Source organism: Streptomyces sp. NPDC048353, from assembly GCF_055587165.1.
In genome coordinates this window covers 219,349-231,669 of the sequence record NZ_JBVJGU010000010.1, presented here as the reverse complement: position 1 = coordinate 231,669, position 12,321 = coordinate 219,349, and the positions used below count along the sequence as shown (strand labels likewise).

12 protein-coding genes and 1 riboswitch are annotated in these 12,321 nt (G+C 71.1%); of the genes, 10 read left to right on the top strand and 2 right to left on the bottom strand.

Annotated features, from left to right (window positions below; all coding sequences use genetic code 11):
- Nucleotides 1-20: 20 nt before the first annotated feature.
- Nucleotides 21-401 (bottom strand): glycine cleavage system protein GcvH, encoded by a 381-nt coding sequence (gene gcvH, locus ACZ6RC_RS30360; RefSeq protein WP_391139046.1) that lies wholly within the window; start codon nucleotides 399-401, stop codon nucleotides 21-23.
- A 133-nt stretch (nucleotides 402-534) separates the two neighbouring features.
- Complete coding sequence (gene gcvT / locus ACZ6RC_RS30355) at nucleotides 535-1,662, bottom strand: glycine cleavage system aminomethyltransferase GcvT (RefSeq protein WP_469589199.1); 1,128 nt, start codon at nucleotides 1,660-1,662, stop codon at nucleotides 535-537.
- A gap of 150 nt (nucleotides 1,663-1,812) precedes the next feature.
- A riboswitch (glycine riboswitch) is annotated at nucleotides 1,813-1,924 on the bottom strand.
- A gap of 139 nt (nucleotides 1,925-2,063) precedes the next feature.
- Here gcvT and ACZ6RC_RS30350 point away from each other — a divergent pair.
- The 10 genes from ACZ6RC_RS30350 to ACZ6RC_RS30305 all read left to right on the top strand — a co-directional run bounded on the left by ACZ6RC_RS30350 (nucleotide 2,064) and on the right by ACZ6RC_RS30305 (nucleotide 12,211).
- Complete coding sequence (locus tag ACZ6RC_RS30350; RefSeq protein ID WP_469589195.1) at nucleotides 2,064-2,735, top strand: AAA family ATPase; 672 nt, start codon at nucleotides 2,064-2,066, stop codon at nucleotides 2,733-2,735.
- Between the two features lie 180 nt (nucleotides 2,736-2,915).
- Nucleotides 2,916-3,656, top strand: a complete 741-nt coding sequence (locus ACZ6RC_RS30345; protein ID WP_391139040.1) for an enhanced serine sensitivity protein SseB — start codon at nucleotides 2,916-2,918, stop codon at nucleotides 3,654-3,656.
- 65 nt (nucleotides 3,657-3,721) lie between these two features.
- Complete coding sequence (locus ACZ6RC_RS30340; protein ID WP_391139038.1) at nucleotides 3,722-4,501, top strand: enhanced serine sensitivity protein SseB C-terminal domain-containing protein; 780 nt, start codon at nucleotides 3,722-3,724, stop codon at nucleotides 4,499-4,501.
- A 186-nt stretch (nucleotides 4,502-4,687) separates the two neighbouring features.
- A complete protein-coding gene (locus ACZ6RC_RS30335; RefSeq protein WP_391139036.1) occupies nucleotides 4,688-6,358 on the top strand; it encodes an ABC transporter substrate-binding protein in 1,671 nt (556 codons plus the stop codon).
- 85 nt (nucleotides 6,359-6,443) lie between these two features.
- Nucleotides 6,444-7,448, top strand: a complete 1,005-nt coding sequence (locus tag ACZ6RC_RS30330; RefSeq protein WP_391139034.1) for an ABC transporter permease — start codon at nucleotides 6,444-6,446, stop codon at nucleotides 7,446-7,448.
- A gap of 1 nt (nucleotide 7,449) precedes the next feature.
- Entirely contained in the window at nucleotides 7,450-8,412 is a 963-nt protein-coding gene (locus ACZ6RC_RS30325; protein WP_391139032.1) for an ABC transporter permease, read from the top strand.
- 6 nt (nucleotides 8,413-8,418) lie between these two features.
- Entirely contained in the window at nucleotides 8,419-9,420 is a 1,002-nt protein-coding gene (locus ACZ6RC_RS30320; RefSeq protein ID WP_391139030.1) for an ABC transporter ATP-binding protein, read from the top strand.
- On the top strand, nucleotides 9,417-10,565 hold the full coding sequence (locus ACZ6RC_RS30315; RefSeq protein WP_469589187.1) for an ABC transporter ATP-binding protein: 1,149 nt from the start codon (nucleotides 9,417-9,419) through the stop codon (nucleotides 10,563-10,565). The genes ACZ6RC_RS30320 and ACZ6RC_RS30315 overlap by 4 nt, the downstream gene beginning before the upstream one ends.
- 84 nt (nucleotides 10,566-10,649) lie before the next feature.
- On the top strand, nucleotides 10,650-11,327 hold the full coding sequence (locus ACZ6RC_RS30310; RefSeq protein ID WP_391139025.1) for a trimeric intracellular cation channel family protein: 678 nt from the start codon (nucleotides 10,650-10,652) through the stop codon (nucleotides 11,325-11,327).
- A gap of 23 nt (nucleotides 11,328-11,350) precedes the next feature.
- Complete coding sequence (locus tag ACZ6RC_RS30305; RefSeq protein WP_391139023.1) at nucleotides 11,351-12,211, top strand: thioesterase family protein; 861 nt, start codon at nucleotides 11,351-11,353, stop codon at nucleotides 12,209-12,211.
- The last annotated feature ends 110 nt before the right edge of the window (nucleotides 12,212-12,321 follow it).

Genomic DNA, 12,321 nt, shown 5'->3' with positions numbered 1-12,321 from the left:
GGATCGATCCCTAAGGGGTCTCAGTTCCCGGCGGAGAACGCGGCGTACTCGTCGGCGGAGAGCAGATCGTCCGGCTCGCCCGTGACACGTACCTTGAAGAGCCAGCCACCCTCGAACGGAGCGGTGTTCACCAGGGAGGGGTCGTTCACGACGTCCTCGTTGGCCGCCACGACCTCACCGGTCACGGGGGAGTACAGGTCGCTCACGGACTTCGTCGACTCCAGCTCGCCACAGGTCTCGCCCGCGGTGACGGTGTCGCCGACCGCGGGGAGCTGGGCGTAGACGACGTCCCCGAGCGCGTTGGCCGCGTACTCGGTGATGCCGACCGTCGAGACGCCGTCCTCGGCGTCCGACAGCCACTCGTGCTCCTTGGTGTAGCGCAGCTGCTGGGGGTTGCTCATGACCTGATTCTCCTGGATCGGGGGAGTGCTGATGAACGTGGGTCTTGCGAAATGAGACGAGAGATGAGACGGGAGGCGGCGGGGCGCCGGCCGGCGGAGGGGCGCGCGGCCGGATCCCCCGGCCGCGCCGACGTCACTTCCGACGCTTGTAGAACGGCAGCGCCACGACCTCGTACGGCTCGTGGGTGCCACGGATGTCCACACCTACACCCTGCGTGCCCGGCTCGGCGTGTGCCGCGTCCACGTACGCCATGGCGATCGGCTTTCCGAGGGTGGGGGAGGGGGCGCCCGAGGTGATCTCGCCGACGACCCGGCCGTCCACCACGACCGCGAAGCCGGCCCGCGGCACGCGGCGGCCCTCGGCGACCAGGCCGACCAGCTTGCGGGGCGGGCTGGCCGCGGCCCGCTCGGCGGCCGCCTCCAGGGCCTTGCGGCCGACGAAGTCGCCGTCGTTGGTCGTCTTCTCGAACTTCACGACCCGGCCCAGACCGGCGTCGAAGGGGGTCAGACCCGTGGTCAGCTCGTGACCGTACAGCGGCATGCCCGCCTCCAGGCGGAGCGTGTCGCGGCAGGAGAGCCCGCAGGGGATGAGGCCGACCGGGGCGCCCGCCTCGGTCAGCGCCCGCCAGACGCCCTCGGCGTGCTCGGGCTTCAGGAACAGCTCGAAGCCGTCCTCACCGGTGTAGCCGGTACGGGCGATCAGCGCGGGGACCCCGGCGACCGTGCCGGGCAGCCCGGCGTAGTACTTCAGACCGTCCAGGTCGGCGTCGGTCAGCGACGCCAGGATGCCGGGGGACTCCGGGCCCTGGACGGCGATCAGCGCGTACGCGTCGCGGTCGTCGCGCACCTCGGCGTCGAAGCCCGCCGCCCGCGCGGTGAGCGCGTCCAGCACGATCTGGGCGTTCGAGGCGTTGGCGACGACCATGTACTCGCTCTCGCCGAGCCGGTACACGATCAGGTCGTCGAGGATGCCGCCGTCCTCCTGGCAGATCATCGTGTAGCGGGCGCGGCCCGGGCCCACGGTCGAGATGTTGCCGACCAGGGCGAAGTCGAGCAGCTCCACGGCCTGCGGACCGGTGACCGTGATCTCTCCCATGTGCGAGAGGTCGAAGAGGCCCGCCTTGGCGCGGACGGCGTTGTGCTCGTCGCGCTCGCTGCCGTAGCGCAGCGGCATGTCCCAGCCCGCGAAGTCGGTCATGGTCGCGCCCAGGGAGCGATGCAGGGCATCGAGGGCGGTCAGGCGGGGGGCGGCAGTGCTCATGGGTGTGGCTCCCGGGTCCCAGGGCGAAAAAGATCATGACGACGAGGACGATCCTCCCCATCTGTCATGGAACCTGAGAGGTTCACCGAGAGCATCCTCGGCTTGCACCTTGGGTGGGGCGCGACGAGCGCGCCCGCTTTTCAGATCTGCCTCATCCGCGCGGTACGGGGCCTGAGAGATTCAAGGGAGGGTCTTGCTCCTTCGGCGCCCGGACCGCCGCAGCGCTGCTGCGGCCCGTCCAGGACTCTCCCGCGCGGATTCGAGCGGCCGGTATGTGGTTGTGTGCGCTTGGCGCGCACATCATTGCACGCGGGTCCTCGTCGGCAAATCGCTTGTGCCTCATTACTGTCTCTTTACACTTCTTGGGGAAGGGTCTTCACGACCCGACAGGGGGAGAAGCGATGACGTTCCAGAGAACCGGCGCCTACGCGACCAGTACGGCCGTACCGGCCCCGCGCGCCCGGGCCAGGACCCGTCGGCGCGGCGCCTCCGCGCGCCTGCTGCGGGACCTGCGCGACCGGGACGGACACGGGCCCCGGGTCCTCGCCTTCGCCCCGGGGGACCTCGTCGTCGTCTCCGGACTGCCGGGCAGCGGCAAGTCGACGCTGATGCGCCGCGCCGCCGGCGGCCGCGGCATCGACTCGCAGGACGCCCGGGAGCGCTGGGAGGCCCGGATGCCCGGCGTCCTCCCGTACGCCGTCTACCGCCCCCTGGTCCGGATCGCGCACTACGCCGGGCTGCGCCGGGAGCTGCGCGCCGGCCGGAGCGTGATCGTCCACGACTGCGGCACCCAGTCCTGGGTGCGCGAATGGCTCGCCCGCGAGGCCCGCCGCCGCGGCAGCGCCCTCCATCTGATCCTGCTCGACGTCACCCCGGCCGCCGCCCGCGAGGGCCAGCGCGACCGGGGCCGCGGCGTCTCCGGATACGCCTTCGCCCGGCACCGCCGCTCGGTCGGCCGGCTGCTGCGTTCCGTCGAGGCGGGCCGGCTGCCCAGGGGCTGCGCCTCGGCCACCCTGCTCGACCGGGACGCCGCCGCCGCCCTGCGCGAGATCTGCTTCCGCGAGGCCGGCTGACCACCCCCTGACCAGCCCGTCCCCGGCGGGCACGATCCCCGCACCGCCCGGCCGGGAGCCTCGGACGGCGCCCGCGACCGACGCGCTCCGTATGCTTTTGGCCACGGCGGCGTCAGGGCGGCATTAGGGTTCTGCCCCGAGGGCGCGTGAGCCGGACGCGCGAGAAGGGGACCGAGGACCGTGGACGTTACGTGGCCGGGCAATGAGCTCGAAGAGGTGCTGGCCGCCTCGCTCGGCAACCCCGCCGCCGGGGGCCGCCTCGTCGAGGTGCTCGGACGCAGCCCGGTCTGGGTCCCGCTGCCCAACGGCGGCAGCCCCGAGAGCACCGACCTCGACCTCCCCACCATGGAGATCGACGGCGTCCCCTACGTCCCCGTCTTCAGCTCCGAGCAGCAGTTCCTCGCCTGCGTCGGCGGCCACATGTCCTTCACCGTCGCGCCCGCCCGCGAGTTCGCCCGCGGCCTCCCCCCGCAGCTCGGCATCGCCGTGAACCCCGGCGGCACCGTCGGGGCCCCGCTGCCCCCGCCCGCCGTCGCCGAGCTGTGCCGGACCGGCCGCACCCCGCTGGACGGCCCCGCCACCGGCGGCCGGGTCCGGCTCTTCGAGCCCGACTGGCAGGACGACCCCGTCGACTTCCTCTCCGCCGCGGCCGCCGAGTTCGAGGCCACCGGCATCGTGCTGAGCGCCCGCCGCGCCCTGGCCAGCGTCGAGGGCACCGAACCGGCCCTGTTCGTCGGCGTGCAGCTCGCCGCCTGGGACGGCGTCGACCGCAACGCCCCGCTGGACGCCCTCGGCCGCGCGCTCGGCCGCGTCGAGGTGGCTTGGCCGGTCAATCTCATCCTCCTGGACGTTGCGCAGGACCCCGTGGCCGACTGGATGCTGGAACGGGTGCGCCCCTTCTACCAGCGCACCGCCGGCTGAGCCGGGCATCACGGCATGACACGTCAGGAAGCTGGACCGATGGACGGACGAGGGGCGGAACACAGGTGAGCGCGTCAGGCACGGCCGCGGCCGGACAGGTCGAGCACATGCTGCGCCAGGTGGCACCCGGACGCTACGACGCGTACGAGCGGCTGCTGCACGCCCTCGCCGACGGCGACGTGTGGATGCTCCTCTGGCACGGCCAGGCCGGGTCGCCCGACGCCCAGTACGGCAACATGGAGGTCGAGGGCCTCGGCTACGCCCCCTGCGTCACCTCCGCCCAGGAGCTGGCCGCCTCCGGCTGGAACCGCGCCCACGAGGTGGTCACCGGACGCGAGATCGCCCGCGCCCTCTACCCCGACCGCTGGGGCATCTGGCTCAACCCGCACGACTCCGGCGGCGGCGTCGGCATCCCCTGGGCCGACCTGCGCAGGATCGCCACCGGACTCGACCGGATGCCCGCCGGTCCGCTCCGGCTGACCGAACCCGCCCTGGAGCTGCCCCGGTTCTACGCCCAGCTGACGCAGAACGCGCACCGCACCCCCGCCGTGCGGGCCCTCCGGCGCGCCTGGGTGCAGCCGGCGCTCGGCTCCCCGTACCTCGCCATCGGCCTCGACCTCTACGACACCTCCCCGGCCTCGGTCGACGCGGTGCGGGCGATGATGCGGCAGTCGGTCTCCGCCGTCCCCGACGGGCTGCCCGTCTCGACGGTCGCCATGTCCGACGAGTACGACCCGGTGGCGATGTGGTTGCGCGCCAACGCGCGCCCCTTCTACGACCGCGACGCCCACGCCTCCCCGGCGCCGCCCGCCCCGGGGTACGGCTACCCGCCCCGCCACTCCTGACCGGCGAACTCGACTCAATGACAGGGGCGTTCGTTCGGGCAGCGCACTTGTCCCGGATCCGTCCGGTTTGGCGAGTGTCCGGGTCTCGACTAGGTATCACCGCTATCCGGACTGTTCTCCAGCTGGTTCCCCGTCGGTAGTGTTCGGCCGGTCAAGACCTCTCACGGCGGAACCTGGGGTGGGCCCATGCGAATACACACGTCCCGTACGGTCCGGGCGATCACGGTGGCGGCAGCCGTCACCCTGATCGCCACGGGGTGCTCCAGTGAGCGCGGCAAGGACGGGGACAAGGCCGGCGCGAAGGACACCTTCGTCTTCGCCGGTGCCGGTGACCCCGGTTCCCTCGACCCCGCCCTCGCCAGCGACGGTGAGACGTTCCGCGTGACCCGGCAGGCCTTCGAGGCGCTGCTGGAGCACGAGTCCGGCGGCAGCAAGCTCGTCGGCGGCCTCGCCGAGACCTGGGAGAGCAACCCGGCCGGCACGGTGTGGACGTTCAACCTCCGCAAGAACGTGAAGTTCCATGACGGCGAGGCGTTCAACGCCGCGGCGGTCTGCGCCAACTACGACCACTGGTTCAACTGGAAGGGCACCTACCAGTCCAGCGCGGTCTCCTACTACTGGCAGACCATCATGGGCGGCTTCGCGAAGAACGAGGACAAGGAAGCCCCCAAGGCGAACTACAAGTCCTGCACGGCCAAGGACGACAACACCGCCGTCATCGAGGTCAACGAGCCCTCGGCGAACCTGCCCGGCGGCTTCTCCCTCCAGGCGCTGGCGATCCACTCGCCGAAGGCCCTCCAGGAGTACGCCAAGCAGGACGCGACCGCCAAGGGCGACGCGATCACGTACCCCAAGTACAGCCAGGAGGCCGGCACGGTCGCCGGCACCGGCCCGTACAAGATCGTGAAGTGGAACAAGGGGAACAAGGAAGTCTCCCTGGAGCGCTTCGACGACTACTGGGGTGAGAAGGCCAAGGTGAAGAACCTGGTCTTCCGCACGATCGACACCGAGGCCGGCCGCCGTCAGGCGCTGCAGGCCGGTGACATCGACGGCTACGACCTGGTCGCGCCCGCGGACGTGAAGACGCTGGAGGGCGAGGGCTACAAGGTCCCGACCCGTGACGTCTTCAACATCTTCTACGTCGGCATGACGCAGTCGAAGAACCCGGCGCTGAAGAAGCCCGAGGTCCGGCAGGCCATCTCGCACGCCATCGACCGCGAGGGCATCGTCAAGACGCAGCTGCCCGAGGGTGGCAAGGCCGCGAGCCAGTTCATGCCCGACACGGTCGCCGGCTTCTCGGACAAGGTGAAGACCTACCCGTTCGACACCGCCAAGGCCAAGGAGCTCCTCAAGAAGGCCGGTGAGGAGAAGCTGAAGATCGAGTTCTGCTACCCGACCGAGGTCACCCGCCCGTACATGCCGGCCCCGCAGGACATGTTCGAGCGCATGAAGGCCGACCTGGAGAAGGCCGGCATCACGGTCACCCCGAAGGCCATGAAGTGGGCCCCGGACTATCTGGACGCCACCGAGGCGGGCTCCTGCGCCCTGCACATGCTCGGCTGGACCGGTGACTTCAACGACGGCTACAACTTCATCGGCACCTGGTTCGCCGGGCCGGACAAGCAGTGGGGCTTCAACGAGAAGAAGGTCTTCGACGCGGTGAACGCCGCCTCCAAGGTCACCGACCCCGCGGGCCGCGTCGAGGCCTACAAGAAGGCCAACGAGGCGATCATGGAGTACGTCCCGGGCGTCCCGATCTCGGCTTCCCCGCCGGCCATCGCCTTCGCCAAGAACGTCAACCCGCCGAAGGTCTCCCCGCTGACGCAGGAGAACTTCGCCGAGGTCTCCTTCAAGTAATCGCACTCCAGCGGGTCCGCCCGGCCACGGAACCTCGGTGGCCGGGCGGACCCGCATCGACGCACGTAAGAAAGGGGCACGCGGGGTGCTGCGACTCGTCGTACGAAGACTGCTACAGCTCATACCCACCCTGCTCGGCCTGTCGGTTCTGCTCTTCCTCTGGCTGAACCGGCTGCCCGGCGGACCCGCCTCGGCGATCCTGGGCGAGCGGGCGACCGAAGCCGAAGTGGCGCGCATCAACCGGGCCCTCGGCCTGGACCAGCCCGTCTGGGTGCAGTACGCCCGCTTCCTCAAGCGCATCGCCGAGCTCGACCTGGGCACCTCCACCCAGACCGGCCAGCCGGTGTGGGACGAGTTCGCGACCCGCTTCCCCGCCACGGTGGAACTGAGCATCGTCGCCATCCTCATCGCCATCGTCGTCGGCATCCCGATGGGCTACCTGGCGGCCAAGCACCGCGGCGGCTGGCTCGACGTCGCCTCCGTCTCCGGGTCGCTGATCGGCATCTGCATCCCGGTGTTCTTCCTCGCCCTGATCCTCAAGGGCATCTTCGCCGTGCAGCTGCACTGGTTCCCGAGCTACGGACGGCTCACCACCGGCATCGACGCCACCGACGTCACCGGATTCGCCGTCCTCGACGGCCTGCTGACCGGTGAGCTGGACGCCAGCTGGGACGCCATCCACCACCTGATCCTGCCCGCCATCGCGCTCTCGTCCATCCCGCTCGCCGTCATCGTGCGGATGACCCGGGCCAGCGTGCTCGAAGTGCTCGGCGAGGACTACATCCGTACCGCGGAGTCCAAGGGTCTGGACAAGCGGACGGTGCGCGGCCGTCACGTGCTGCGGAACGCGCTGCTGCCGGTGGTCACCGCCGTCGGCCTGCTGACCGGCAGCCTGCTGTCGGGCGCGGTGCTGACCGAGTCGGTCTTCTCCTTCAACGGCATCGGCAACTTCATCCGCACCTCCATCGACGCCCGCGACTACCCGGTGCTCGTCGGGTTCATCCTCTTCATCGCGATGGTGTACGTCCTCATCAACCTGCTGGTCGACCTCGCGTACAGCATCATCGACCCGAGAGTGCGGGTGCACTGACGTGACGACCTTGACGAAGAAGGCCGACAAGATCGATCGGCTCGCCGAGCTGATGCAGACGTCCGAGGCCACCAGCGGCGCCAGCCTGTGGCGCGAGGCCATGCGCCGGCTCCGCGCCAGCAAGATGGCGATCATCGGCGCGGTGATCATCGGTCTGTTCGTGATCCTCGCGATCGTCGGGCCGTGGATCGCGCCGTTCAGCCCGTCCGCCCAGACGTGGCGCGGCGAGGTCTTCGCCAACCGGGGCGAGTTCGTCGGCGCGCGGGACGGGAACTGGTTCGGCCTCGACCACCTGGGCCGCGACATGTTCTCCCGCATCCTGGTCGGCGCCCGGCAGACCCTGATGGTCGGCGTGGTGTCGATGCTCATCGGCCTGCTCGTCGGCGCGGTCGTCGGGGTGCTCTCCGGCGCGGCCGCGACCCTCGGCGGCAAGACGGGGCAGCGCATCGACACGGTGGTCATGCGCTTCACCGACATCATGCTGTCGCTGCCGTCGCTGCTGCTCGCCGTCTCCATCGCGGCGGTGATGGGCCAGTCCCTCACCACCGTGATGATCGCCGTGGGTGTCGTGCAGATCCCGATCTTCGCGCGGCTGCTGCGCGGCTCGATGCTCGTCCAGGGCAGCTCCGACTACGTCCTCGCGGCCAAGGCGCTCGGCATCCGCAAGAAGCGGATCGTCCTCACCCAGATCCTGCCGAACTCGCTGAGCCCCGTGATCGTCCAGGCGACGCTCAGCCTCGCCACCGCGATCATCGAGGCCGCGGCCCTGTCCTACCTGGGCCTCGGCAACCCGGACCCGGCTATCCCCGAGTGGGGCGTCATGCTCGCCCAGGCCGAGCGGTTCTTCGACAACGAGCCCATGATGGCGGCCTACCCCGCCATCGGGATCATCATCACCGCCCTTGGCTTCACCCTGCTCGGCGAGGCCATGCGCGAAGCCCTCGACCCGAAGCTGCGAGGCTGAAGTCCCATGGCACTGCTCACTGTTGACGAACTCAGCGTCACCTTCACCGCCAAGGGCCGCAAGGACTCGACGGCCGTCGACGGCGTCTCCTTCGCCGTCGACCAGGGTCAGGTCGTCGGTCTGGTGGGCGAGTCGGGCTGCGGCAAGTCCGTGACCTCGCTCGCCCTCATGGGCCTGCTCCCGGCCAAGGGCGTGAGGGTCGGCGGCCGCGCGGAATTCGACGGCCAGGACCTGCTCACCATGTCCCCGCGCAAGCGCCGGGACATGCGCGGCAGCCAGCTCGCGATGATCTTCCAGGACCCGCTGTCCTCCCTGAACCCGGTCGTCCCGATCGGCGTCCAGGTCACCGAGATCCTCCAGCGCCACCGCGGGCTCAAGGGCGAGGCCTCCCGCAAGGAGGCCGCCCACCTGCTCGAACGGGTCGGCATCCCCGACCCGGCGCGCCGGCTCAAGGAGTACCCGCACCAGCTCTCCGGCGGCATGCGCCAGCGCGCGCTGATCGCCATGGCCGTGGCCTGCGCGCCACGGATGCTGATCGCCGACGAGCCGACCACCGCGCTCGACGTCACCATCCAGGCGCAGATCCTCGAACTCCTCAAGGAGCTCGTCGACCAGGAGGGCACCGCCCTGCTGATGATCACCCACGACCTGGGTGTGGTCGCCGGTCTCTGCGACGAGGTGAACGTCCTGTACGCCGGGCGGGCGGTGGAGTCCGCGGGCCGCCGCGAGCTGTTCGCGCACCCCACCCACCCGTACGCCCACGGGCTGCTCGGCTCCATCCCGCGCCTGGACGCACCGCGCGGCGAGCCGCTCAACCCGATCCGGGGCTCCATCAACGACAAGATCGCCTGGGCGGACGGCTGTGCCTTCGCGCCCCGCTGCGACCACTACACGATGGAGTGCCTGACCGGCACCCCCGAACTGACCGAGCCGCGCACCGCGGGCCACCAGGTGCGCTGCGTCAACCCGGTCCTCCCCACGTCGGACAAGTCGGAGGTCCCGGCATGAGCCTGCTCGAACTCGAGGGAGTGAAGGTCCACTTCCCGGTCAAGAAGGGCGTGGTCTTCAACCGCACGGTCGGCCACGTCTACGCCGTCGACGGCATCTCGCTGAGCGTCGAGGCCGGCCAGACCTACGGTCTGGTGGGCGAGTCGGGCTGCGGCAAGACCACCCTGGGCCGGGCGGTGCTGCGGCTCGTCGACATCACCGACGGCGAGGTCGTCTTCGACGGTACGGACCTGGCCAAGCTCCCGGACGAGGAGATGCGCCGGTTCCGCCGCCGCCTCCAGATGGTGTTCCAGGACCCGCTGGGCAGCCTCAACCCGCGCCAGAACATCGAGTCCATCCTCAGCGAGGGCATGGCCGCGCACGGGATCGGCGCCGACCAGGAGGAGCGCCGGGAGAAGATCAAGGCGATCCTCGCCCGGGTCGGCCTCCCGACGAACGCCCTGTCGCGCTACCCGCACGAGTTCTCCGGCGGCCAGCGCCAGCGCATCGGCATCGCCCGCGCCCTGGTCCTCGAACCGGACGTGATCATCTGCGACGAGCCGGTCTCCGCGCTCGACGTGTCGATCCAGGCACAGGTGATCAACCTCCTGGAGGAGCTCCAGGAGCAGTTGGGGCTCACGTACCTCGTCATCGCCCACGACCTGGCGGTCGTCCGCCACATCTCGGACGTCATCGGCGTCATGTACCTCGGCTCGCTGGTCGAGGAGGCGCCGAGCGACGCGCTGTACGAGGGCCCCAAGCACCCGTACACCAAGGCCCTGATGTCGGCGGTCCCGGTCCCGGACCCGGAGGTCGAGGACCGGCGCGAGCGGATCCTGCTCCACGGCGACCTTCCCTCGCCGGCCGACCCGCCGACGGGGTGCCGCTTCCACACGCGCTGCCCGTGGAAGCAGGAGACGCTCTGCGCGACGGACCGGCCGGCTCTCACCGACCTGGGCGACGGGCACAAGGTGGCCTGCCACTTCGCCGCCGAGATCGCGGCGGGCACGGTGGAGCGGACCCGGGCGACGGGGATCGAGGCGGTGACGGTGGCGCTGGCGGAGACGTCGGACGCGGCGGACGCGGCGACGGCCGAGGGCGAGACCCCGCTCCCGAGGCAGAAGACGCCGGAGCCGGAGAAGGCGAGCGCGGCCGACGGGGCCTGAGCGGCGCGCCGCGCGTGGACGGCTCACGGCCGGTGCCCCCCACCAGGGGCACCGGCCGTGAGCCGTACACGGTAGAACTGTCCGGTGCTCCACGAACTGTTCACCCCCTCCGTTCAACACGCGCTCGACCTCGTCGGCATCTTCGTCTTCGCCATCTCCGGCGCCCTCCTCGCCGTCCGCAAGAACTTCGACGTCTTCGGCATCGCCGTCCTCGCCGAGGTCACGGCCCTCGGCGGCGGCCTCCTGCGCGACCTGATCATCGGAGCCGTACCCCCCGCGGCCTTCACCGACCTCGGCTACTTCCTCATGCCGCTGGTCGCGACCGTGCTGGTCTTCTTCCTCCACCCGCAGGTCGAGCGCACCCAGAACGCGGTGAACGTCTTCGACGCGGCGGGCCTCGGCCTCTTCTGCGTCACCGGCACCACCAAGGCGTACGAGTACGGCCTCGGGCTCACCTCCTCCGCCGCCCTCGGGCTCGCCACCGCCGTCGGCGGCGGTGTCCTGCGCGACGTCCTCGCCAACGAGGTGCCGTCCCTGCTCCGCTGGGACCGCGACCTCTACGCCGTGCCCGCCATGGTCGGCGCCACGATGGTCGTCCTGTGCATCCGCTTCGACACCCTCAACGCCTTCACCAGCGGGACCGCCGTCGTCACCGCGTTCGTCCTCCGCCTGCTCGCCATGCGTTACCACTGGCGGGCGCCCCGGGCGTGGAACCGCCGCTCCTCCACCCGCGAGGACCCCGAAAAAGCTACCGCTCAGTAGTTTCCTGCGGTACCGTCGGGCCCATGAGCACGAGCACCGAGACGGCCGCGGCGACGAGCGCGGCGACGAGCGAGTTCGACCGCGACACCGCTGTCACCCTCCGCGCCCCCGGGGTCTACGACGCCGACCTCTCGGCGGGGTGGACCATCATCCACGCCGTGAACGGCGGCTATCTCCTCGCCCTGCTCGGCCGCGCCCTCGGCGACCACCTGCCGCACCCGGACCCGTTCACGATCTCGGCGCACTACCTCACGCCGTCCGTGCCCGGCCCCGCGGTGATCCGCACCGAGACCGTCCGGACCGGCCGCACGCTCTCCACCGGCCAGGCGTCCCTCTTCCAGTACGCCGAGGACGGCACCGAGGTCGAGCGGATCCGCGTCCTCGCCTCGTACGGAGACCTCGACGCGCTCCCCGACGACGTGCGCACCACCGCGCTGCCGCCGGCCATCGCACCCCTGGAGAACTGCTTCGGCCCCTCCGACGGCCCGGCGCCCAAGATCCCCGGCTCCTCCGCCATCACCGAGCGGCTCGCCATCAAGCTCGACCCGGCCACGATCGGCTGGGCTGTGGGCGCGCCCTCCGGCAAGGGCGAAATGCGCGGCTGGTTCGGCCTCGCCGACGGCCGCGAGCCCGACGCGCTCTCCCTGCTCCTGACCGTCGACGCGCTGCCGCCGACCTCCTTCGAGCTGGGCCTCAAGGGCTGGACCCCGACGGTCGAGCTCACCACCCACATCCGCTGCCGCCCGGCCCCGGGACCGCTGCGCGTCTCCATCACCACCCGCAACCTCGCGGGCGGCTTCCTGGAGGAGGACGCCGAGGTCTGGGACAGCGCGGACCGCCTGGTCGCCCAGTCCCGCCAACTGGCCCGCGCCCCGCGCCCCTGAGCGTCACGGCGGGGCACCGGTCCACCCGTCCGAGGCTGGCCGACCGGCCCCCGGCCGCACGGCCGGTCGGGCGCACCGCCTCCGGCCCATGCCCTCGCACCCCCGCCCGC